The following is a 24,014-nucleotide window of genomic DNA, read 5'->3' as shown; positions in this document are numbered from 1 at the left end:
GAGAGGCATAATGAAAACGCTGCTGATTATTGACGCTAATCTCGGCCAGGCTCGCGCTTATATGGCGAAAACCCTGCTTGGAGCGGCGGCGCAGAAAGCACATCTGGAAATTATTGATAATCCTAATGATGCCGAACTGGCAATTGTTCTGGGCGACACGCTTCCTGCCGACAGTTCGCTGAACGGCAAAAAAGTCTGGCTGGGCGATATTGGTCGTGCGGTTGCGCATCCTGAACTTTTCCTCAGTGAAGCGAAAGGTCACGCAAAACCTTATAGCGCTCCGGTTGCGACAGCGTCCGTGGCCAGTAGTGGTCCAAAACGCGTGGTGGCGGTGACGGCTTGTCCAACTGGTGTTGCCCATACGTTTATGGCCGCTGAAGCTATTGAAACGGAAGCGAAAAAACGTGGCTGGTGGGTGAAGGTTGAAACCCGTGGTTCTGTTGGCGCAGGCAATGCCATTACGCCGGAAGAGGTGGCTCAGGCGGATCTGGTGATTGTGGCGGCTGACATTGAAGTTGATCTGGCGAAGTTTGCCGGAAAACCAATGTACCGTACTTCTACTGGCCTTGCGCTGAAGAAAACGAAGCAGGAGCTGGATAAAGCGCTGGAAGAAGCAACGCCGTACCAGCCAGCCGGCAAAGCGCAGTCTGCAACCACTGAAGGTAAGAAAGAGAGCGCTGGCGCGTATCGTCACCTGCTGACGGGCGTATCCTACATGCTGCCGATGGTGGTTGCTGGCGGTCTGTGTATTGCACTCTCATTCGCTTTTGGTATCGAAGCGTTCAAGGAGCAGGGTACGCTGGCGGCGGCGCTGATGCAGATTGGCGGTGGTTCAGCTTTCGCGCTGATGGTGCCGGTTCTGGCGGGCTACATCGCGTTTTCCATCGCTGACCGTCCGGGTCTGACGCCTGGTCTTATCGGCGGTATGCTGGCAGTGAGCACCGGTTCCGGCTTTATTGGCGGGATTATTGCCGGTTTCCTTGCCGGTTATGTGGCGAAGCTCATCAGCACGAAGCTGAAACTTCCGCAGAGTATGGAAGCGCTGAAACCGATCCTGATCATTCCGCTGCTCTCAAGCCTGGTGGTTGGTCTGGCCATGATCTACCTGATCGGTAAACCAGTGGCGGGCATTCTGGAAGGTCTGACCCACTGGCTGCAAACCATGGGAACCGCGAACGCGGTGCTGCTTGGAGCGATTCTGGGCGGCATGATGTGTACCGATATGGGCGGTCCGGTTAACAAAGCGGCGTATGCTTTCGGTGTGGGCCTGCTTAGTACGCAAACCTACGCGCCGATGGCGGCGATTATGGCGGCGGGTATGGTGCCTCCGCTGGCCCTGGGGCTGGCAACGCTGGTGGCGCGTCGTAAGTTCGACAAAGCGCAGCAGGAAGGCGGTAAAGCTGCGCTGGTACTGGGCCTGTGCTTTATTACCGAAGGGGCTATCCCATTTGCTGCCCGTGACCCGATGCGCGTTCTGCCTTGCTGTATCGTTGGCGGCGCGATTACCGGAGCTATCTCGATGGCGGTGGGGGCTAAGCTGATGGCACCGCACGGCGGTCTGTTCGTGCTGTTAATCCCTGGCGCAATCACTCCGGTGGTTGGATACCTGCTGGCCATTATTGCCGGTACGCTGGTAGCCGGTCTCTCCTACGCGGTGCTGAAACGCCCGGAAGCAGAGGTTGTGGCAAAGGCGGCCTGATTTAACGCTGACATCCGGGGCAGAGATTTCTCTGCCCCTTTTTTTATCTATTAGATCTGCCTGGTAGTGTTAAACCGGTTCAGGCAATCATTGGCGCGATGATAAAACCAAAGGCAACGCCAGCAATGATCCCGCCAAGCCCTGGCAACATAAACGGATGGTTTAAGACATACTTACCCACGCGCGTTGTCCCGGTGGTGTCGAACTCCATTGCCGCCAGCGAAGTCGGATAAGTTGGCAGAACAAACACGCCGGTCACTGCGACATAGGAAGCCAGAATGGCCCATGTGGGTACGCCGAGCGCGACGGCAAGAGGGATAATCAGCGGCGTGGTGGCTCCCTGCGAATAGAGAAGCGCGCAGGTACCAAACAGCACCAGCGCCAACAGCATCGGATAAGCCCGTAGGATATCGCCCGCGATATCCTTTATCTCCGTTAAGTGGGCATCAATGAAAGTTGTGCCCAGCGTAACAATCCCCAGAATAACTGCCAACGAACTCATACCCGCCCGAAACGTGGATGTCAGGACAATCGCGTCTGTTGATGTTTTGCATAGCACCACCATCAGACAAGCGGCAGCTAGCATGCAGATAATGATAATATCCCGGGTATTCATTGCATTACCTGCATCGAATCCAGGGCGCAATTGAGGGCATGCGGCAAGAATAACGATGACCACCGTTGCCAGCATAAACAGGGCGACTGACAGTCTGGCACCTGGCGTTGTGCTGTTTTGCCCTGCATATTTACGCACCAGTCCTTTTTGCAGGCGTTCCAGATAGACTTCATCATCCTGTAGCTCACATCCCTGACGTGAGGCGATAAAAGCGGCGACCATCGCGGCGACAAATGAGGCAGGCAGACAAACCGCCATGACCTGAATAAAGCTGATACCGTTGCCTTCCATAATAGTCAGCATAGCGGCCATTGCGGCACTGATCGGCGAACCGGATATCGCCACCTGAGAAGCGACTACGGAGCCTGCGAGCGTACGGGAAGGGCGAATACCTGACTCTTTGGCAACTTCGGCAATCACCGGCAGAGTAGAAAAGACGATGAACCCTGTTCCCGCCATAATCGTCATCGACCAGGTAATAATCGGCGCAATAATATTGATATATTTAGGGTTACGGCGCATAAAATTACCGGCAATGCGAACCAGATAATCCATGCCTCCGGCGGCCTGTAGCGCCGATGCCGCCACCACCACCGTCATAATAATAAGAATAACGTCAACGGGTGGTGAACCAATTTGCAGCCCAAACCCCAGCGTTAAAATAGCCAGCCCCAGCCCGCCGCATAAACCAATACCAATTCCGCCAAGGCGGATACCGAAAAATATTGCGCCCAACACTACGATAATTTCTAGCCAAATCATAATGGCCTCCGCCAGAGAGTAATTTGTAATTAAAATGGATTTTTATTTAATGCAACAATTAAACAGGTATGGACATTCATTGTGCCAAAAGGTGATTTTTACCCACGCGTTTCTCGTACCATTTAATACCGGCACGAACCAACGAACCGGTTGAATCAATATATTTTTCAGGTAACTTTTTGACTGCTTCAGCAAGAATGACAGGAACTTCAGTACATCCGAGCACGATGACTTGTGCCCCGCGTGAGAAGAGTGCTTCAGCCTGTTCATTCATCAGCGTTTGTGCCCGCTTAGCATCACCAGCTTTTAAGCAATAGATGCTTTCCATCACTTTTTCCTGACTGGATGAGTCAGGGCTGATGCAGGTTAACCCAAGAGATTCTATGCCTTTTTGATAGAGGCCCATGTATAAAGTGGCGTTGGTGGCGAGTAATCCGATTTGCGATTTCCCGCAGTTTTTAACCTCATTGATGGTCGTTTCAACGATACTGAGCAGCTCTGTATGGCAGCACGCTTTTAATTCATTAAACCAAAAGTGGGCGGTGTTACAGGGGATCACAATACACTCGGCGCCAGCATCTTCGAGTTTATGCATATAATCGCGCATTGCCGGAAGTGGGGAATGACCATGATGCATTAACGCGTCGGTTCGGTCAGGAATGTCAGGAATAGATGAAATAATTAAGGGGATATGTTCCTGGTCACGTTGCGCAGCGGTAAAAGTGACGAATTTATTAAACAGATCGACCGTTGCAGCAGGTCCCATACCACCAAGCACGCCAATTAAACCTTTCACGATATATACCTCAATTCACCGATGATTAATATTCAGAGCCGGGTTGTGTCTGCTGATAATGTTTAACAGCAGTGTGACGTGAGGAGAAATGCAATAATGTATGGTTCAATGCAAAAACCGCATGACTGTGGTTTATTGTGTAACCTCAGCAGGCCGGTATTCGGCCAGAGGCTACGCGTTACGCGGCGGGCAAGCGGTCGTAACCGATAGGGAGAGAAGTATGTTAATGTTAAAAATGAAGCCTTGATGCAAAAAACGAATCACCAGGCGCTAATGATGAATGTCATCTCCGGAACTATTCAGGCATGATGCTTTAAGGCTAATAGGCATATTTAAATATCTGCGTGATAAGCATGAAAAATATTGAGACAAAATGGTTATATGACTTTTTGACGTTGGAGGCATGCCGTCATTTTTCCCAGGCGGCTGAGGAGCGCAACATATCCCAACCGGCATTTAGTCGGCGGATCAAGGCGCTCGAATCAGCCGTGGGTGTGCTGCTTTTTGATCGCACAACGAGCCCACTGCAACTCACGGAGGAGGGCAAGCTATTTCATTCGCAAACCCGTAGTTTGTTGCAACAGCTGGAATGTAATCTGGATGAGCTAAGCGGCCACAATTTACTGGGTGTACCCAATATCAAAATAGCGGCGGCACATTCTCTGTCGCTGACGATGTTGCCCAGATTGGTGCACTCAATGGCGGCCTGGGGTGAGGAGTTTGTCTATCACGTTGAAGCTATTGATGTTGTTCAGGCGGTGAATACTCTGCGCGAGGGGAAAAGCGATTTTATTATCTCCTTTCGGGATGAAGATTTAATGCAGTCACCTTTCTGCGGCTTGAAGGTTTTTGAGTCTGAACTGTACCCCGTGTGTGCAGTTGATGTGCAGGGTAAGGCGTTGTTTGATATCTATCAGTCGCAGGCGCCGATTCTGAACTATACCAGCACATCCTACATGGGAAGATTGGTAAACCGTCATCTGGCGGAAGTAGGCGGCATTTCAGCCCGTACGCTGTTTATGTCTTCAATGAGTGAGTTATTAAAAAATATGGCATTGGATGGGCATGGTATCGCCTGGCTGCCGGCGTGGACAATCGTAAACGAACTGCGCGAAAAGCGGCTGGTTTGTCTGCAGACGCCGGAGCTGATGGTGCCTATTCAGGCTTATATTTACCGAATGGATACCCGGTTGAATAAAACGGCTGAGCACTTCTGGCGGATTTTGTACAACCATATGCCAGAGGACCTTGTTTCGCTCAGTTGATACGAACCGGTTCGCCTGGCGCATCTGAAAAATCTCCGGTTTTGCCGGAGTTAAACTCTTTAGGCTGCTTTAATTGTGTACTACCTCTCATTTTTTCTTTCCTTTACAGACTGTATCTATAAAAAATTGTGATTCTGTTCATATCTATTGAGTTTAGATCTTGAATATGGATTTACTTTGTCAAAAACACGCTTACTATGAACATATGTTTGATAGTGAACATGTGCTCTAATAACCTGATGTGTGGCGTTGGTTATTTTTAACGAACTCATTTGTGGCAAGTTAATTGCCAGGGGACGTGCTATGCGTGAAAAGGAATACATAGTAACTATTGGCTCGGCCAATATGGATGTTGCTGGGTATTCGCATGCTTCTCTAAATTATGCGGATTCGAATCCAGGAAAGATAAAATTCACCCCCGGCGGAGTTGGACGTAACATTGCACATAATCTCGCGCTGCTGGGGAAAAATTCATGGTTACTGACGGCGGTTGGTAATGATTTTTATGGACAATCGTTATTGGCGCAAACCAATCAATCCGGAGTTCATGTTGATAAGTGTCTTATCGTTCCCGGAGAGAATACGTCCAGTTATTTATCATTGCTTGATAACACCGGTGAAATGTTGGTTGCCATTAATGATATGAGCATTACCGAACATATTTCAGCAGATTTTTTATCACAGCATCATGATTTTATTCGGCAGGCGAAAGTCATCGTCGCCGATTGCAATATTAGCGAAGATGCCCTGGCATGGGTGCTGGAAAATGCCGGAGAGGTTCCGGTGTTTGTTGACCCGGTATCGGCATGGAAATGCGTCAAAATTCGCGAGCGGCTTGGACAAATTCACACTCTTAAACCCAACCGGCTTGAAGCCGAAACGCTAAGCGGTATTGCGCTTTCCGGGCGTGATGACGTGGGTAAAGTCGCCGCCTGGTTTCATGATCGCGGCTTAAATAGGCTAGTGCTCAGCATGGGCGGTGACGGTGTTTATTACAGTGATATTGCGGGAAGTCGTGGTTGGTCGCTGCCGATTAAAACTCACGTCATTAATGTTACCGGGGCTGGCGATGCGATGATGGCTGGACTGGCTTCCTGCTGGGTAGACGGCATGCCCTTTATTGATTCGGTTCGATTTGCGCAGGGTTGTTCATCAATGGCGTTAGCCTGTGAATATACCAATAACCCTGATTTGTCTGTTGCGAATGTAAGCTCATTAGTGGAGAACACAGAATGTCTGAATTAACTCTTTCCTCTGAATTATTACAAATATCTCCAGAAGTACAGGAAGCATTAAACAGTAAGAAGCCGATTGTTGCACTTGAATCAACCATTATTTCTCATGGTATGCCATTTCCGCAGAATGCCCAGACAGCGATTGAAGTAGAAGAAACTATTCGTAAACACGGTGCGGTTCCTGCGACCATTGCCATTATTGGCGGAATAATGAAAGTTGGTTTAAGCAAAGATGAAATTGAGCTGCTTGGGCGAGAAGGTCATAGCGTTACGAAAGTAAGTCGTCGTGATTTGCCGTTTGTGGTCGCGGCAGGAAAAAATGGTGCAACGACTGTTGCCTCAACCATGATTATTGCCGCCCTGGCGGGAATTAAAGTATTTGCGACAGGGGGAATAGGTGGGGTTCATCGTGGTGCTGAACATACCTTTGATATTTCCGCGGATCTGCAAGAACTGGCGCATACCAATGTCACGGTAATTTGTGCCGGGGCGAAATCTATTCTTGATCTCGGCTTAACTACTGAATATTTAGAAACCTTTGGTGTGCCGTTAATTGGTTATCAAACCAACGCGTTGCCAGCATTTTTCTGCCGTACCAGTCCGTTTGAGGTCAGTATCCGTCTGGACAGTGCGCAAGAGATTGCCCGTGCCATGGCGGTGAAATGGCAAACGGGTCTCGACGGCGGTCTGGTTGTTGCGAACCCCATCCCAGAGCAGTTTGCGATGGCTGAAGAGAAAATTAATGCGGCAATCGATCGGGCGGTAAAAGAAGCGGAAGATCAGGGCGTCGTGGGCAAAGAGAGTACGCCGTTCCTGTTAGCGCGGGTTGCAGAGCTGACCGGTGGTGACAGCCTGAAATCAAATATTCAGCTGGTGTTCAACAATGCGGTACTGGCCTGTGAAATTGCGAAGGAGTATCAGCGCCTCGTCTGACAGAATTTCCCGGGCAGAATGCGGTCGCCCGCGAATATCAAACCTACCAAAACCTGGCGATAACGCCGGGTTTCCTGGCATGAAGGGAATTTCATTATGGATATAATGAGAAGTGTTGTGGGTATGGTGGTATTACTGGCCATCGCGTTTCTGCTGTCAGTAAATAAAAAACGTATAAGTCTGCGCACGGTCGGGGCTGCACTGGTACTGCAAATCGCAATCGGCGGCATTATGCTGTACTTCCCGCCGGGAAAATGGCTGGTTGAACAGGCTGCGCTCGGTGTCCACAAGGTGATGTCATACAGTGACGCGGGAAGCGCATTTATCTTTGGCTCCCTGGTTGGGCCAAAAATGGATGTGCTGTTTGACGGAGCCGGGTTTATCTTTGCTTTTCGGGTGCTACCGGCCATCATTTTTGTGACCGCACTGATCAGTCTTCTCTACTATATTGGCGTGATGGGGCTGTTGATCCGCATCCTCGGCGGTATTTTCCAGAAAGCGCTGAACATCAGTAAGATCGAGTCATTTGTCGCCGTAACGACGATTTTCCTCGGGCAAAACGAGATCCCGGCGATCGTGAAGCCGTTTATTGACCGCCTGAATCGCAATGAGCTGTTTACCGCTATTTGTAGCGGGATGGCCTCGATTGCTGGCTCAATGATGATCGGTTACGCCGGAATGGGCGTTCCGATTGACTATTTGCTGGCGGCATCGTTGATGGCAATTCCTGGCGGTATTTTGTTCGCGCGTATGCTGAGTCCGGCAACTGAAGAATCTCGCGTCACCTTTGAGAACCTGTCATTTACTGAAACGCCACCGAAAAGCATCATCGAAGCAGCGGCGAGCGGAGCGATGACCGGGCTGAAAATTGCCGCTGGCGTGGCGACGGTCGTAATGGCATTTGTCGCCATTATCGCGCTGATTAACGGCATTATTGGCGGAATTGGTGGGTGGTTTGGCTTTGGTCACGCCACTCTGGAAGGGATCTTTGGCTATGCGCTAGCCCCGCTGGCGTGGATTATGGGTGTGGACTGGGGCGATGCGACGCTGGCAGGCAGCCTGATCGGACAGAAGCTGGCGATTAACGAGTTTGTCGCTTATCTCAACTTCTCGCCGTATCTGCAAACGGGTGGAACGCTGGATGTGAAGACCATTGCGATTATCTCGTTTGCGCTGTGCGGTTTCGCTAACTTTGGTTCGATCGGCGTTGTCGTCGGGGCATTTTCGGCGATAGCGCCACAGCGTGCCCCGGAAATCGCGCAGCTTGGCATGCGCGCGCTGGCAGCAGCAACGTTGTCAAACCTGATGAGCGCCACTATAGCCGGTTTCTTTATCGGGCTGGCATAGCGAAAATAATGCCGGATACGCGTAGCGCCATCCGGCATTACATTTAAGCAGTTTGCAGCAAATACAAGGCGTTATCTGCTGAGAGGGTTGGGTTGTTGATGCTGACGCTGGCTCGCGATAATGCCGCGCAGGCCATGGCAAAGTGAGCGCTTTCACGAAATTCGCTACCTTCCAGAAAGCTGTACAGCAATCCCGCCATAAAAGCATCGTCGGCGCCAAAACTGTCTACAACCGTATGCTCTGGAGGCGTCAGTAAAAACTGTTCTCCGTCCTTTTCGCTGCAAAAAACGGATTCATCTTCCAGGCAAACAAAGATTCGTTTTACCCCTTGCTGATGGAGACTATTAACGGCCAGTACGCGATCGGCATCTGAATGAATAGGTTGACCCCACAAAATCGCCAGCTCTTTCTGCGTTGGTTTTAGCGTATGAATACGCGTAAACCAGGTCTTCATTTTTGCCGCTTTGAACTCTGAAACGGTGTCAATGAATACCGGAATATCATCAGCAATAGTAAAGACCCACTCAATGGCTTCGGCAGTCAGATTGCAATCTGCCAGTACGACACCGGAATGGCGGATCAAATCTCGCGAACTGTTCAGTAACTGCGGCGTCAATTGTTGCAGGATATGGGTATCGTTAATTGCCAGTACGGTCTCTTCCTGCTGATTAGCGATCGACAGGTAAGTTGAGGTGTTATGTCCATGCAGGCGTATGCAACTGGAAACGTTAACACCGGCCTGACGCGTTTGTTCCAGCAATGTTTCGCCATAGAAATCACTGCCAACAGCGGAAATTAAGTGGACGTCACGGCCCAGCAGCGCCAGGTTGTGGGCGATGTTGCGTCCCACGCCGCCTGCCGAGCAGTGAATGTTACCAGGGTTAGAGGCAGCCTGAGGATAGTGGATGTCAGCAACACCACGAATATCCATATTGATCGCCCCGACAACCACGCAATAATCCTGTTCGGTAAGGATATAACCTTTACCTTTAATCATGCCTTTACGCATCAAATCCATAATATGCGCAGCAACGCGTGAACGGCTGATCTGCAAAATATCGGCGATTTCATTCTGCTGAATCAACGGATTGCGACGCAGGATCTTAAGGATCTGCTTTTCCCTGTCGTTCATGATTATGCCACCGCTTTTTCTGTTTGCTGGGCTTTCAGCCAGGCAATCTCTTCTGCCCAGATATCCGGATTAATCGTTTCGAGCACCAGCGGAATGCCGTCAAAACGATTGTCCTGCATGATCCAACGGAAGGCATCGTGGCCAATATTGCCTTCACCTAAGCTGTGGTGACGGTCAACGCGACTGCCAAATGCGCTCTTGGCGTCGTTCAGGTGCATACCGCGTAGGTACCTGAAGCCGACAATACGCTCAAATTCCGTAAACGTCTTTTCGCATTCCTCGACGGAGCGCAAATCGTAACCGGCCGCGAAGGCATGGCAGGTATCAATACAGACGCCGACGCGGGACTTATCTTCGACGCCGTCGATAATGGCGGCAAGGTGCTCAAACTTAAATCCAAGGTTGCTGCCTTGTCCGGCGGTATTTTCGATAACTGCCGTAACGCCCTGGGTCTGAGCAAGGGCGATGTTGATGGATTCGGCAATGCGCGCCAGACACTCATCTTCCGGGATCTGCATCAAATGGCTACCCGGGTGAAAGTTCAGCAAGGATAAGCCCAGCAGTTCACAGCGCTGCATTTCATCTATAAACGCATCACGTGATTTTTCCAGCGCATCGCTAACCGGATGACCGAGGTTAATCAGGTAACTGTCGTGAGGCAGGATCTGGGCGGCAGTATAGTGATACTCCTCGCAGGCAGATTTAAAATCATCAATGATTTCGGTGGTCAGCGGCGCGGCACGCCACTGGCGCTGATTTTTGGTGAACAGGGCGAATGCGGTCGCTTCGATTTCTGCGGCTCGAATAGCGGCGTTAGCCAGACCGCCAGCGGCGCTTACGTGCGCTCCGATATATTTCATAAATTTAACCCGCCATACTCAAATACAAAAAGGGAGAGTATAGCGGGTTAATAGAGGTGAGTCGTGATCGTTTATGCCATCAGCGCGTGGATAGCGACGTTAATCGCACCGCCACCCACAATCAGCCAGACAAACAGCAGCAGGGCCATCAGTAACGGTTTGGCACCGGCTTTTTTCAGCGCGCTAACGTGCGTGGTCAACCCCAGGGCCGCCATCGCCATTGCCAGCAAAATGGTGTCCAGCGTTACCAGCATGTTCACTACTGACTGTGGCAGCAGGTGGAACGAGTTAAAAATTGCGACCACAATGAACAGGATGGCAAACCATGGAATGGTTATTTTGCTCTTCTCACCGCCCGTGGCCGGAGACAGTTGTTTAACGCGTGCGGCCAGGAGGATAAGGAACGGTGCCAGCATCATGACGCGCAGCATTTTGGCAATAACCGCGGCGTTTTCCGCATCCGGGCTAATGGCGTGCCCGGCAGCCACAACCTGTGCAACTTCATGCATGGTGGAGCCAATGTAAATGCCGTAGGTTTCTGGGCTAAACCAGTGTGAAAGCAACGGATACATCGCCGGATACAGGAAGATAGCGATAGTACCGAAGATAACCACGGTGGCGACAGCGACGGTCACTTTACTGGCTTCTGCTTTCACCACTGGTTCGGTTGCCAGCACGGCGGCGGCACCACAAATGCTGCTACCCGCGCCAATCAGCCAGCTGGTGTGACGGTCCAGACCAAATACTTTCTGCCCCAGGAAACAGGCAATCATAAAGGTACTGCTTAGCGTTAACACATCAATCACGATACCGCTGACGCCGACGTCAGCAATTTGCGCGAAGGTGAGGCGGAAACCGTAGAGGATAATCCCCAGACGTAATAAATGTTGTTTCGCGAACAGCACGCCGCCGTCACAGCTTTTCCAGATGTGCGGATAGACGGTGTTGCCGAGAATCATCCCCAATAAGATGGCTAAGGTGAGGGCGCTGAACCCGGCACCTGCGACGGCGGGAATGGATCCTCCCCATAAGGCGACCCCAGTGATAACTGCACTCAGGGCAAGCCCCGGAATAAAATGCCACGCTGTACGACGATGAGTCTGTAAGGTGAGTTCTGTCATATCCTTCTCCTTTATCTGGGTAAAAGAGTAAGGCGAAGTGGTTTAAAAATAAAATTGATTATATATTTATAATTAATCTATATAAGTGGTATATCCGTCATACTTCAAGTTGCATGTGCGTTGGCTGCGCTCGTTCACCCCAGTCACGTACTTAAGTACGCTCCGGGGGATGCTCTCTCTTGCCGCCTTCCTGCAACTCGAATTATTTAGGGTATAAGTAACGGCTATCCGGTGGAAAACGACTATGCATATCACCCTGCGACAACTTGAAGTGTTTGCTGAGGTACTAAAAAGCGGCTCAACGACCCAGGCATCTGTCATGCTGGCATTGTCGCAGTCGGCGGTGAGTGCGGCGCTTACCGATCTGGAAGGGCAACTTGGCGTGCAACTGTTTGACCGTGTTGGCAAACGGCTGGTGGTTAACGAACACGGACGCTTGCTTTATCCGCGCGCGCTGGCGTTACTTGAGCAAACGACCGAAATCGAACAGCTTTTTCGCAAAGATAATGGCGCCATTCGGGTCTATGCCAGTAGCACCATCGGTAATTATATTCTGCCCGCCATGATCGCCCGTTATCGCCAGGACTTCCCCGATTTGCCGCTGGAACTTAGCGTGGGCAACAGCCAGGACGTGATCAATGCGGTGCTGGATTTTCGGGTAGACATCGGGCTGATAGAAGGGCCGTGTCACAGTACGGAAATCATCTCTGAACCGTGGCTGGAGGACGAACTGGTGGTGTTTGCCGCACCGTCGTCACCGCTCACAAAGGGGCCGGTTACGCTGGAACAGCTGGCTGCTTCGCCGTGGATCCTGCGTGAGCGAGGATCGGGTACGCGTGAACTGGTGGATTACCTGCTGTTGTCTCATCTGCCAAGATTTCAGATGGCGATGGAGTTGGGGAACTCCGAGGCCATTAAGCATGCGGTGCGCCATGGTCTCGGGATCAGCTGTTTGTCGCGTCGGGTCATTGCGGAGCAGTTACAGGCAGGGACGCTGAGCGAAGTTACCGTGCCACTGCCGCGATTAGTGCGCACTCTCTGGCGCGTTCATCACCGGCAAAAACATATCTCCAATGCCATTACGCGTTTTTTATATTACAGCGACCAGGTTGAGTAGGGCGAATAGCGCGCTAACTCTCGTCAGGTCACCCTATCCATAATGGCTGTTACGTCTTAACCGCCTTGTGCCGCCCGTTTTCTGCTTTACTTATAATCCGCGGCCAGTCATGAAGGTCTCTTATAACAGCGCATTTGTGCCGGAAGAATGCCATTTCGTCTGCTACAATCGCGCCTCATTTTTTGGATGGATAGCATTTTCACATGGTTTCCGAAACTAAAACCACAGAAGCGCCCACGCTACGTCGTGAACTGAAGGCGCGTCACCTGACGATGATTGCCATTGGAGGCTCCATCGGTACAGGTCTTTTCGTTGCATCTGGTGCAACTATTTCTGCGGCGGGTCCTGGCGGCGCGTTGTTCTCTTATATCCTGATCGGTCTGATGGTGTACTTCCTGATGACCAGCCTCGGTGAACTGGCTGCCTATATGCCGGTTTCCGGCTCGTTCTCCACTTACGGTCAAAACTACGTAGAAGAAGGCTTTGGCTTCGCGCTGGGCTGGAACTACTGGTACAACTGGGCGGTAACGATTGCCGTTGACCTGGTGGCCGCACAACTGGTGATGAGCTGGTGGTTCCCGGACACGCCGGGCTGGATCTGGAGCGCACTGTTCCTCGGCGTTATCTTCCTGCTGAACTACATTTCCGTTCGCGGATTTGGTGAAGCGGAATACTGGTTCTCGCTGATCAAAGTCACCACTGTAATTATCTTCATCGTGGTTGGCGTGATGATGATTTTCGGTATCTTCAAAGGCACTCAGCCGGTGGGCTGGAGCAACTGGACGACCGGTGATGCACCGTTTGCCGGGGGTTTTGCCGCTATGATTGGCGTGGCGATGATCGTCGGCTTCTCCTTCCAGGGAACTGAGCTGATCGGTATCGCGGCAGGCGAATCTGAAGATCCTGAAAAGAACATTCCACGTGCGGTGCGTCAGGTGTTTTGGCGAATCCTGCTGTTCTATGTGTTCGCGATTTTGATTATCAGCCTGATTATCCCGTACACCGATCCGAGCCTGCTGCGCAACGATGTGAAAGACATCAGCGTTAGCCCGTTCACGTTGGTATTCCAGCATGCGGGTCTGCTGTCAGCCGCAGCAGTAATGAACGCGGTTATCCTGACGGCGGTACTGTCAGCGGGTAACTCCGGGATGTATGCCTCCACGCGTATGCTTTACACCCTGGCATGCGACGGTAAAGCGCCGCGTATTTTCGGCAAACTGTCTCGTGGCGGTGTACCGCGTAACGCGCTGTATGCGACGACCGTGGTGGCGGGGCTGTGTTTCCTGACCTCTATGTTTGGTAACCAGACCGTGTACCTCTGGCTGCTGAACACCTCCGGGATGACGGGCTTTATCGCCTGGCTGGGGATCGCGATTAGCCACTATCGCTTCCGTCGCGGTTATGTGCTGCAGGGGCGCGATGTGAAGGATCTGCCGTACCGTTCTGGCTTCTTCCCACTGGGTCCGATCTTCGCCTTTGTGCTGTGCCTGATTATCACTCTGGGCCAGAACTACGAAGCGTTCCTGAAAGATAGCATTGACTGGGGCGGCGTGATGGCAACCTATATCGGTATCCCGCTGTTCCTGATTATCTGGTTTGGCTATAAGCTGGCGAAAGGAACTCATTTTGTTCGCTACAGCGAAATGAAATTCCCGGATCGCGTGAAGAAATAACAGTATAAAAAGCATAACAAAAACCCCGGCATGATGAGTGCCGGGGTTTTTTTATTGCGCCAGACTTAGAAGCTGTAAGTCAGGCCAACCGTGTAACGACGACCATCGAGAACAGTGTCGTAGGTATCGTAATCGATTTGCTTATCCAGTACGTTATACACGCCAGCGGTCATCAGCAGATCTTTGTTTGCATAATAGCGCAAACCAACATCGACCTGAGTATAGGATGGGGTGCCCTGCGCCATGGAGGTACGGCTCAGGTATTCAGACGTTTTCCCGCGCAGATTCAGACGGCTCCAGAAACCGAGATCCTGCGTGGCCTGCCAGTCCAGCGTGGTGTTGAACATATGCTTTGGCATTTTGTTCAATGGCTGACCGGAGAACTGACCGCTTTTCTGTTCAGATTCCGTGTAAGTGTAATTCGCCGTCCAGTTGATGTCGGAAGTCATCTTCCAGCCGAAAGTGGATTCTACGCCGCGCATATTGGCTTTATCGACGTTAACGCGATCGCTGACGAAGTCATAGTGGGTATTGCCGATGGTACAGGCCGGATCGGAGCTGCTGTTACAGCGGCGCACTTCGGTGATTTTGTCTTTGAAATCAGTATTGAACAGCGTGACGCCCGCGTTGAGATCGTTGCCGTTATCCCACAGTAAACCGATCTCTTCGCTGAGGCTTTTCTCCGGCTTCAGGTCCGGGTTGCCGACAATGATGCCGTTCAGTCTACCGCCGCCGGTGACCTGTCCCCAACTGGCAGACGACTGGCGCAGATCCGGTGCGCGATAGCCCGCTGAAACGCCGCCTTTTAAGGTCCATTGATCGCTCAGATGCCATACGCCATAACCGCGCGGTGTCCAGTTGTCGCCGTAGTTTTCATCTTTATCCATACGCAGACCGCCAGTCAGCGTGAAGGTATCGGTAACGGCCCACTCATCTTCAGCAAACAGCGCCCAGCTCCAGCGGGTCAGTTTGTTCAGTCCATCAGCAGCTTGCAGCTGGTTGCCGTTATCACTCAGTTTTTCATAACGGTATTGCCCGCCTAACGTCAGGGTGTGCGCCCCAAGGAAGACCTGGTTCTGGTTATTGAAAATCGTGTTGTAGGACTTCATCTGGCGACCTGGGTTTTCGGTCTCTTCCTGCTGGACATAGCTGGTGGAGTTGAAGTCGTCGTAATAACCGCTGTGGGTTAGTGAATACGTTGTGTGCACATACTTGTTTTCGCTTTTACTGTTGGGCTTGCAGCTTCCGTTGCGGCAGCTTTCCTCGGCCATGGATTTGCCTGGCGTACTGTCGCGATCCTGCAGTTCACGTGCGTAATCGAAGTCGATGTCATTTTTATCATCTGGCGTAAAGTTCAGGGTTAAGCCCCCGTTACGCATACGCTGTTCATTGTAGCCATTGAGGATTTTGTCCTCCGCCCGATGAGAGAATAATCCGGTCACTTTTGCGCCGAGTAATCCGTCAATCAGTGGCCCAGACGCATAGGCGTTGGTCTGATAAATATCGCCGGAGTCTCTGTCTTCCTGGAAAGTGGCATCGCCGTGCAGAGAGCCGGTCCAGGCTTTGGTATTCGACACTTTCTTGGTGATGACGTTGATGACGCCGCCCATCGCATCGGAGCCGTACAGAGATGACATTGGGCCACGGATTACCTCGATACGCTCGATGGATTCCAGCGGCGGCAGCCAACCTTGCTCAATACCTGAGTTGTCGCTGTTAGGACGTGTGCCGCGTGTGCTGATGCGTTTTCCGTTGACCAGGAAGAGCGTGTATTGCGAAGCCATACCACGAATACTGATATCGCTGCTGCTACCCCCGCCGGTGACGACGACGCCAGGGACATCTTTTAGCGCATCGGTAACATCGCGATAGGCTTTGTCCTCAATCTGCTGCTTGGTAATAACAGATATCGAAGCGGGAGCGTCCTGAATTTTCTGTTCGAAGCCGGTGGCGGTAACTACCACGGTGTCTTGTTCAGCGGCATGCCCGAGTGATGGGAGACTGGCGACGCATACTGCGGCAGCTACAGCCTTAACGTGAGGTATAGTCATTTGTATCATTCCATTTAAATGAATTTACCCGGCATACTTCAAGTTGCAGATGCGTGGCTACGCGCGTTCATACAACTCGAATTATTTAGGGTAACGATCAGCGCGTCATGTGAAAGGCCATGACAATTGTATGTATTTGTCTTTTAAGGACTCTTTTCAGTAAAGAAGCGAATGGATTGTACAAAAGTATGAATGTTTGTAAACACAAATGATAATCGAAATCATTTGTGTTTGATCTTGTTTTGAGGGTAATACTTTTTAAATCAATAGGATAGTGGAGAAAGAAAAAAGGAGAAAAAGTGAAGGAATGATGGAGAAATGAAGAGGGCTGGCGCCCTCACTCAGGCGTTACTTCAACAAATACTGGGCGTGGAAGCGCAGGTGATCCTCAATAAACGACGCAATAAAGTAATAGCTATGGTCGTAACCTGGCTGGATGCGTAGCGTCATTGGCCATGCGGTTTGACGGGCCGTTTCGGCCAGCACCGCGGGTTGCAGCTGATCGGCGAGAAACTGATCGCTGTCTCCCTGATCAATAAGCGTCGGAATCGCGTCTGCGGGCTTGCTGGCCAACATTAACTCGCAGCTGTCCCACGCGGCCCACTGTGATTTATCTTCACCCAGATACGCGCTAAAAGCCTTCTCCCCCCACGGAACGCGGCAAGGATTTACGATCGGTGCAAAGGCGGAAATGCTGGTGTATTTCCCGGGATTTTTCAGCGCCATAATCAATGCGCCGTGACCGCCCATGGAGTGTCCACTGATGGCGCAGCGATCGCTGACGTTAAACTGCGATTGAATCAGTGCCGGCAGCTCATCACGCAGATAGTCATACATGCGAAAATGCGTTGCCCATGGCTGTTGGGTAGCATTGAGGTAAAATCCCGCCCCCTGGCCTAAATCGTAGCCATCATCATTGGCAACCTGTTCGCCGCGCGGACTGGTGTCCGGCATCACCAGTACGATGCCCAGCTCAGCCGCAATGCGTTGTGCGCCGGCTTTAGTCGTGAAGTTTTCATCATTGCATGTCAGACCCGACAGCCAGTACAGCACCGGAGGCGGGGTGTTATCGCGCGGGGGAGGAAGAAAAATACTGAAGGTCATGGTGCAATTTAACGTGGCGGAGTCGTGACGCCAGCGTTGCTGCCAGCCTTCAAAACAGCGGTGCTCTTCAAGCATTTCCATGCGGGGCTCCTTGTTGTGTTGAACCTGAATATGTTTGCGAACTCACCATAATACAGATTATTCATGGCACTGTGAGCAACTTTCACTTCCGCATTGAGCAAACATACTTCATCATCTATATAACTTTACATTAACACTCGACGTCGCCGGGTAGAACGACAAGTGAAATCAGCTACGCTGAAAGGCTGTGCCAATTTCAATAATTATCGCGGTGAATACTGGATTATGTGCGCCGCCTCACGCACAATGTTCTGGCTGTTACACAGCCTAAAAACTTTGCCCCATGCAGGGCAGAGGCGCCCCACCTGCAGGAGAAGAAAAAATGTCATCACTCAGTAAAGAAGCGGCCCTGGTTCATGAAGCGCTGGTCGCGCGTGGTCTTGAAACGCCACTACGCCCGCCCGTGCAAGAGATGGATAACGAAACGCGCAAACGTCTTATCTCGGGCCATATGACCGAGATTATGCAGTTGCTCAATCTCGATTTGAGCGATGACAGTTTGATGGAAACTCCGCATCGCATTGCGAAAATGTATGTCGATGAGATTTTCTCCGGCCTCGACTACGCCAACTTCCCGAAAATTACCGTCATTGAAAACAAAATGAAGGTGGACGAGATGGTCACGGTTCGCGATATCACGCTGACCAGCACCTGCGAACACCACTTTGTTACTATCGATGGCAAAGCGACGGTGGCGTATATCCCGAAAGATTCGGTTATTGGTCTGTCGAAGATTAACCGCATTGTGCAGTTTTTCGCACAGCGTCCGCAGGTTCAGGAACGTCTCACCCAGCAAATTCTCACCGCGCTGCAAACGCTGCTCGGGACGAATAATGTGGCGGTGTCGATTGATGCGGTACATTACTGTGTGAAAGCGCGCGGCATTCGCGATGCGACCAGTGCGACCACGACCACTTCTCTTGGCGGATTGTTTAAGTCCAGCCAGAACACGCGTCAGGAATTCCTGCGCGCAGTACGTCATCACAACTGATTAGGGCAGGGACCATGGAGCGTAATGTCACGCTGGATTTTATTCGTGGCGTCGCCATTCTTGGTATCCTGCTTCTCAATATTAGCGCCTTTGGCTTGCCAAAGGCGGCATACCTCAATCCCGCGTGGTATGGCAACATCACCTTATCCGACGCCTGGACCTGGGCGCCGCTCGATCTCTTTGCGCAGGTAAAATTCCTCACGTTGTTTGCGCTGCTGTTCGGTGCCGGTCTGCAAATGCTGCTCCCGCGCGGTAAACGCTGGATCCAGTCGCGGCTTACGCTGCTGGTTCTATTGGGTTTTATTCACGGTTTACTCTTCTGGGATGGCGATATCCTGCTGGCATATGGCTTAATCGGCCTGATTTGTTGGCGGTTGATCCGTGATGCGCCGTCGGTAAAAAGCTTATTTAACACCGGCGTACTGCTTTATCTGGTGGGCGTTGGCGTATTGCTGCTGCTGGGGGTAATCTCCGGGAGTGAAACCAGTCGTGCCTGGACGCCGGATGCCTCAGCGTTGCTGTATGAAAAATACTGGAAAATAAACGGTGGAATGGAAGCCGTCAGCAATCGCGTGGATATGATGTCCAATAGCTTGCTGGCGCTGGGCGCACAGTACGGCTGGCAACTGGCGGGGATGATGCTGCTCGGCGCGGCATTGATGCGCAGCGGTTGGTTAAAAGGGCAGTACAGCTTACAGCATTACCGACGCACCGGTGTACTGCTGGTCATTCTCGGGATGGCGATTAACCTGCCTGCTATCGTCGCTCAGTGGCATCTGGACTGGGCATATCGCTGGTGTGCCTTCTTGCTACAAGCCCCGCGAGAGCTGGGCGCGCCGTTGCAAACCATTGGTTACGCCGCGCTGATGTTCGGCTTCTGGCCGCAGCTTAGCCGCTTAAAATGGGTCATTGCCATCGCCTGTGTGGGGCGCATGGCATTAACTAACTATCTGTTACAAACCTTAATCTGCACCACGCTGTTTTACCAGGTCGGCTTATTTATGAAATTTGACCGACTGGAGCTGCTGTATTTCGTCATTCCGGTTTGGGCCGTTAACCTACTTTTCTCCGTCATATGGCTACGTTTTTACCGCCAGGGCCCGGTGGAATGGCTGTGGCGTCAATTAACCCTGCGTGCTGCGGGGACATCATTGCCGCGTACATCCAGATAACGATCTGGATCACATTCATTAACAAAACGGATGTAAGCGCTTTCATTCCTGTGACATCTCTCACGCAGTGCGTTTCATTGTGCTGACAAAATACCCAGCCTGGGGTGTCTGCGGGCAACCGCAATCTAAAACAGGGCAGTGAATATGATCACCATACGTGATGTGGCACGACAGTCTGGCGTTTCTGTAGCCACCGTTTCCCGCGTACTGAACAACAGTGCGCTGGTGAGTCCCGATACGCGTGAAGCGGTAATGAAGGCAGTTACTCTGCTGGGCTATCGACCTAATGCCAACGCGCAAGCGCTGGCGACGCAGGTGAGCGACACGATTGGTGTTGTGGTCATGGATGTATCAGACGCCTTTTTTGGCGCGCTGGTAAAAGCCGTGGATATGGTTGCCCAGCAGCATCAGAAGTATGTCCTGATTGGCAACAGCTATCATGAGGCTGAAAAAGAACGTCATGCCATTGAGGTGTTGATTCGTCAGCGCTGTAACGCACTGATTGTACACTCTAAAGCACTGAGCGATCGGGAACTCGCCGAGTTTATGGATCAGATCCCCGGCATGGTGCTGATCAACCGTCTGGTGCCGGGTTACGCCCACCGCTGCGTCTGCCTGGATAACATCAGCGGTGCCAAAATGGCGACCCGAATGCTGCTGAATAATGGTCATCAACGCATCGGTTATCTGGCGTCAAGCCATCGCATTGAAGATGATACCATGCGCAAAGAAGGGTGGTTAACAGCCCTGAAAGAGCAGGGGATTGTTGCGGCAGAAAGTTGGGTCGGCACCGGTTCGCCCGATATGCAGGGCGGAGAGTCTGCGATGGTAGAACTGCTGGGACGTAACTTACAACTGACGGCGGTTTTCGCCTATAACGACAATATGGCTGCCGGCGCGCTGACCGCGCTAAAAGACAACGGCATCGCTATTCCATTACACCTTTCTATCATTGGCTTTGATGATATTCCTATCGCGCGTTACACCGATCCGCAACTGACCACCGTACGCTATCCCATTGCCTCAATGGCAAAAATGGCGACGGAGCTTGCGCTACAGGGGGCTGCAGGCACGTTAGACCCGGAGGCGACGCATTGCTTTATGCCGACGCTGGTGCGTCGCCATTCTGTGGCGCTTCGGCAGAATGCGGCACCGATCACTAACTCATAACGTTGCGCGATGTAACCGCTTTCAATATGTGAGTAAATTCACAGTATATTAACAATGCGATAGCTATGATGACACTGTTTGTTGCGCTGTAACTACTATGTAACGGTGAATAATCACTTTCACCGAGGTATAGGTGCCTTAAACAAAAATTAAAGCCTGTTTTTGGAGCGTTGCCAGACACGGAAGAAATATTTTTTAAAAGTGAGCTTCGGCGTTCAGTAACACTTCAGTAACGTTCTGCCTGCCGAGCATTTATCTCAAGTACTACCCTGCATAATAAAACCGGAGATACCATGAATAAGAAGGTGTTGACCCTGTCTGCTGTAATGGCAAGCATGTTATTCGGCGCGGCTGCGCACGCTGCTGATACCCGCATTGGTGTGACTATCTATAAGTATGACGATAACTTTATGTCTGTAGTACGTAAGGCTATTGAAAAAGATGCCAAAGCGGCGCCAGATGTACAGCTGCTGATGAATGACTCGCAGAACGACCAGTCCAAACAAAACGACCAGATCGACGTGCTGCTGGCAAAAGGCGTTAAGGCACTGGCGATTAACCTGGTTGACCCGGCAGCGGCAGGCACGGTCATTGAAAAGGCACGCGGGCAGAACGTACCGATCGTGTTCTTTAACAAAGAACCTTCTCGTAAGGCGCTGGACAGCTATGACAAAGCGTTTTACGTCGGTACCGACTCTAAAGAGTCCGGTATTATTCAGGGTGATTTGATCGCCAAACACTGGGCAGCGAACCCGAACTGGGACCTGAACAAAGACGGCAAAATTCAGTTTGTTCTGCTGAAAGGCGAACCGGGACACCCGGACGCTGAAGCACGTACCACTTACGTGATTAAAGAGCTGAACGATAAAGGCATTAAAACTGAGCAACTGCAGTTAGATACTGCAATGTGGGATACCGCTCAGGCAAAAGATAAAATGGATGCGTGGATGTCCGGTCCGAACGCCAACAAAATCGAAGTGGTTATCGCAAACAACGATGCGATGGCAATGGGCGCAGTTGAAGCGCTGAAAGCGCACAACAAAACCAGCGTACCGGTATTTGGTGTGGATGCGCTGCCTGAAGCGCTGGCTCTGGTGAAATCTGGCGCAATGGCTGGTACCGTGCTGAACGACGCCAATAACCAGGCGAAAGCCACCTTCGATCTGGCGAAAAACCTGGCTGACGGCAAAGGTGCGGCAGATGGCACTAACTGGAAAATTGAGAACAAAATTGTTCGCGTTCCGTACGTAGGTGTCGATAAAGATAATCTGGCAGAGTTTACCAATAAGTAAATACTCCGTCTTTGGGCGCAATGTCATTGCGCCCTTAATAACGCACTCTGCAAGGCCAACAAGGTATAATTATGGTCAGCACACATACTCAGTCGTCAGGCGAATACTTGTTGGAAATGACCGGCATCAACAAGTCCTTCCCCGGCGTTAAGGCTCTTGATAATGTCAATTTAAAAGTCCGCCCACATTCCATTCATGCCTTAATGGGGGAGAATGGCGCGGGGAAATCAACATTATTGAAATGTCTTTTCGGTATCTATCAAAAAGATTCCGGTAGTATTTTATTTCAGGGTAAAGAAATCGATTTTCATTCTGCTAAAGAAGCGCTTGAAAATGGTATTTCGATGGTACACCAGGAATTAAACCTGGTATTACAACGTTCTGTGATGGATAACATGTGGCTGGGACGCTACCCCACCAAAGGCATGTTTGTCGATCAGGACAAAATGTACCGCGATACCAAAGCGATATTTGATGAACTGGATATTGATATCGATCCGCGTGCGCGCGTTGGTACATTATCCGTTTCTCAAATGCAGATGATTGAAATTGCGAAAGCGTTCTCCTATGACGCAAAAATCGTCATCATGGATGAGCCAACGTCATCGTTAACCGAGAAAGAAGTTAATCATCTGTTTACCATTATCCGTAAGCTGAAAGAGCGTGGATGCGGTATTGTTTATATTTCTCACAAGATGGAAGAAATCTTCCAGCTATGCGATGAAATTACCGTGCTGCGCGATGGTCAGTGGATTGCGACCCAGCCGCTGGAAGGGCTGGATATGGATAAGATCATCTCCATGATGGTCGGCCGTTCACTGAACCAACGTTTTCCGGATAAAGAAAACAAACCCGGTGAAGTCATTCTGCAAGTGCGTAACCTGACCTCGCTGCGTCAGCCGTCGATTCGTGATATCTCGTTTGATTTGCACAAAGGGGAAATTCTCGGGATTGCCGGGCTGGTCGGCGCAAAACGTACTGATATCGTTGAAACGCTTTTTGGTATTCGAGAGAAATCATCGGGTACGATTACGCTACACGGCAAAAAGATTAATAACCACAGCGCAAATGAGGCCATTAATCATGGTTTTGCGCTGGTCACGGAAGAGCGCCGCTCAACCGGTATTTACGCGTATCTGGATATTGGTTTTAACTCGTTAATCTCCAATATCCAAAACTATAAAAATAAAGTTGGTCTGCTGGATAATTCCCGCATGAAGAGTGATACCCAGTGGGTAATTGACTCAATGAGGGTGAAAACGCCGGGCCATCGTACACAAATCGGTTCACTGTCCGGTGGTAATCAGCAAAAGGTGGTTATTGGTCGCTGGTTATTAACGCAGCCAGAAATCCTGATGTTAGATGAACCCACGCGTGGTATCGATGTTGGCGCGAAGTTTGAAATTTATCAGCTGATTGCCGAACTCGCGAAAAAGGATAAGGGGATTATTATTATTTCCTCTGAAATGCCGGAGCTGCTAGGTATTACCGATCGTATTCTGGTGATGAGCAATGGTCTCGTTGCCGGAATTGTTGACACTAAAACAACAACGCAAAACGAAATCCTCCGTCTTGCGTCTTTGCACCTTTAAGATTA

General features: G+C 51.0%; 19 protein-coding genes. 12 read left to right on the top strand and 7 right to left on the bottom strand.

The window, feature by feature from the left end:
- Nucleotides 1-10 precede the first annotated feature (10 nt).
- A complete protein-coding gene (gene fruA / locus GPJ68_RS16455; RefSeq protein ID WP_016153736.1) occupies nucleotides 11-1,699 on the top strand; it encodes a PTS fructose transporter subunit IIBC in 1,689 nt (562 codons plus the stop codon).
- A gap of 79 nt (nucleotides 1,700-1,778) precedes the next feature.
- Here fruA and GPJ68_RS16450 read toward each other — a convergent pair whose 3' ends face one another.
- Together GPJ68_RS16450 and GPJ68_RS16445 are read right to left on the bottom strand one after the other, a co-directional pair.
- A complete protein-coding gene (locus GPJ68_RS16450) occupies nucleotides 1,779-3,077 on the bottom strand; it encodes an anaerobic C4-dicarboxylate transporter (protein WP_019077234.1) in 1,299 nt (432 codons plus the stop codon).
- Between the two features lie 76 nt (nucleotides 3,078-3,153).
- Entirely contained in the window at nucleotides 3,154-3,873 is a 720-nt protein-coding gene (locus GPJ68_RS16445; RefSeq protein ID WP_016156986.1) for an aspartate/glutamate racemase family protein, read from the bottom strand.
- A gap of 347 nt (nucleotides 3,874-4,220) precedes the next feature.
- Between GPJ68_RS16445 and hypT the strand changes: the two genes are divergently transcribed.
- The 4 genes from hypT to GPJ68_RS16425 all read left to right on the top strand — a co-directional run bounded on the left by hypT (nucleotide 4,221) and on the right by GPJ68_RS16425 (nucleotide 8,653).
- Nucleotides 4,221-5,138 (top strand): hypochlorite stress DNA-binding transcriptional regulator HypT, encoded by a 918-nt coding sequence (gene hypT, locus GPJ68_RS16440; protein WP_255489849.1) that lies wholly within the window; start codon nucleotides 4,221-4,223, stop codon nucleotides 5,136-5,138.
- Nucleotides 5,139-5,441: 303 nt separating this feature from the next.
- On the top strand, nucleotides 5,442-6,383 hold the full coding sequence (locus tag GPJ68_RS16435) for a pseudouridine kinase (protein ID WP_016153731.1): 942 nt from the start codon (nucleotides 5,442-5,444) through the stop codon (nucleotides 6,381-6,383).
- On the top strand, nucleotides 6,371-7,306 hold the full coding sequence (locus GPJ68_RS16430) for a pseudouridine-5'-phosphate glycosidase (RefSeq protein ID WP_016156984.1): 936 nt from the start codon (nucleotides 6,371-6,373) through the stop codon (nucleotides 7,304-7,306). Before GPJ68_RS16435 ends, GPJ68_RS16430 begins: the two co-directional genes overlap by 13 nt.
- Before the next feature lie 96 nt (nucleotides 7,307-7,402).
- Nucleotides 7,403-8,653 carry a NupC/NupG family nucleoside CNT transporter gene (locus GPJ68_RS16425; protein WP_047359178.1) on the top strand — a complete coding sequence of 417 codons (1,251 nt, stop codon included), beginning with the start codon at nucleotides 7,403-7,405 and terminating at the stop codon, nucleotides 8,651-8,653.
- Nucleotides 8,654-8,696: 43 nt separating this feature from the next.
- Here GPJ68_RS16425 and GPJ68_RS16420 read toward each other — a convergent pair whose 3' ends face one another.
- From GPJ68_RS16420 to GPJ68_RS16410, 3 genes are all read right to left on the bottom strand, one after another.
- Nucleotides 8,697-9,785 carry a sugar kinase gene (locus GPJ68_RS16420; RefSeq protein WP_047359177.1) on the bottom strand — a complete coding sequence of 363 codons (1,089 nt, stop codon included), beginning with the start codon at nucleotides 9,783-9,785 and terminating at the stop codon, nucleotides 8,697-8,699.
- 2 nt (nucleotides 9,786-9,787) lie between these two features.
- A complete protein-coding gene (gene nfo, locus GPJ68_RS16415) occupies nucleotides 9,788-10,645 on the bottom strand; it encodes a deoxyribonuclease IV (RefSeq protein ID WP_104652181.1) in 858 nt (285 codons plus the stop codon).
- 71 nt (nucleotides 10,646-10,716) lie between these two features.
- Complete coding sequence (locus GPJ68_RS16410; RefSeq protein ID WP_016153726.1) at nucleotides 10,717-11,766, bottom strand: YeiH family protein; 1,050 nt, start codon at nucleotides 11,764-11,766, stop codon at nucleotides 10,717-10,719.
- 244 nt (nucleotides 11,767-12,010) lie between these two features.
- Between GPJ68_RS16410 and yieE the strand changes: the two genes are divergently transcribed.
- Both yieE and lysP read left to right on the top strand, forming a co-directional pair.
- Nucleotides 12,011-12,883 (top strand): DNA-binding transcriptional regulator YeiE, encoded by an 873-nt coding sequence (gene yieE / locus GPJ68_RS16405; RefSeq protein WP_016153725.1) that lies wholly within the window; start codon nucleotides 12,011-12,013, stop codon nucleotides 12,881-12,883.
- A gap of 203 nt (nucleotides 12,884-13,086) precedes the next feature.
- A complete protein-coding gene (gene lysP, locus GPJ68_RS16400; RefSeq protein ID WP_047500979.1) occupies nucleotides 13,087-14,556 on the top strand; it encodes a lysine-specific permease in 1,470 nt (489 codons plus the stop codon).
- Between the two features lie 65 nt (nucleotides 14,557-14,621).
- Here the strand turns inward: lysP and GPJ68_RS16395 are convergent, their stop codons facing one another.
- Both GPJ68_RS16395 and fghA read right to left on the bottom strand, forming a co-directional pair.
- Nucleotides 14,622-16,607, bottom strand: coding sequence for a ligand-gated channel protein (locus GPJ68_RS16395; protein ID WP_016156980.1), 1,986 nt, complete (start codon nucleotides 16,605-16,607; stop codon nucleotides 14,622-14,624).
- Nucleotides 16,608-16,955: 348 nt separating this feature from the next.
- Nucleotides 16,956-17,792: an S-formylglutathione hydrolase gene (fghA, locus tag GPJ68_RS16390; protein ID WP_016153722.1), complete on the bottom strand. Its 837-nt coding sequence runs from the start codon at nucleotides 17,790-17,792 to the stop codon at nucleotides 16,956-16,958.
- 322 nt (nucleotides 17,793-18,114) lie between these two features.
- Here fghA and folE point away from each other — a divergent pair, with 322 nt between their 5' ends.
- From folE to mglA, 5 genes are all read left to right on the top strand, one after another.
- The gene (gene folE, locus GPJ68_RS16385; RefSeq protein ID WP_003027410.1) at nucleotides 18,115-18,783 is read left to right on the top strand and encodes a GTP cyclohydrolase I FolE; all 669 of its coding nucleotides are present in this window, start codon (nucleotides 18,115-18,117) and stop codon (nucleotides 18,781-18,783) included.
- Nucleotides 18,784-18,797: 14 nt separating this feature from the next.
- Complete coding sequence (gene yeiB / locus GPJ68_RS16380) at nucleotides 18,798-19,955, top strand: DUF418 domain-containing protein YeiB (protein WP_180836874.1); 1,158 nt, start codon at nucleotides 18,798-18,800, stop codon at nucleotides 19,953-19,955.
- A 144-nt stretch (nucleotides 19,956-20,099) separates the two neighbouring features.
- Nucleotides 20,100-21,125, top strand: a complete 1,026-nt coding sequence (gene galS / locus GPJ68_RS16375; protein WP_016153720.1) for an HTH-type transcriptional regulator GalS — start codon at nucleotides 20,100-20,102, stop codon at nucleotides 21,123-21,125.
- 293 nt (nucleotides 21,126-21,418) lie between these two features.
- Nucleotides 21,419-22,417 (top strand): galactose/glucose ABC transporter substrate-binding protein MglB, encoded by a 999-nt coding sequence (gene mglB, locus GPJ68_RS16370; protein ID WP_016153719.1) that lies wholly within the window; start codon nucleotides 21,419-21,421, stop codon nucleotides 22,415-22,417.
- Between the two features lie 71 nt (nucleotides 22,418-22,488).
- A complete protein-coding gene (mglA, locus tag GPJ68_RS16365; protein WP_016153718.1) occupies nucleotides 22,489-24,009 on the top strand; it encodes a galactose/methyl galactoside ABC transporter ATP-binding protein MglA in 1,521 nt (506 codons plus the stop codon).
- Nucleotides 24,010-24,014 lie beyond the last annotated feature (5 nt).

Origin of the sequence: Citrobacter sp. 172116965, assembly GCF_013458095.1 — a bacterium.
Taxonomy (GTDB): Bacteria; Pseudomonadota; Gammaproteobacteria; order Enterobacterales; family Enterobacteriaceae; genus Citrobacter; species Citrobacter braakii.
Note: the sequence above shows the minus strand (reverse complement) of the source record. Positions and strands in the feature narration are given on the sequence as shown.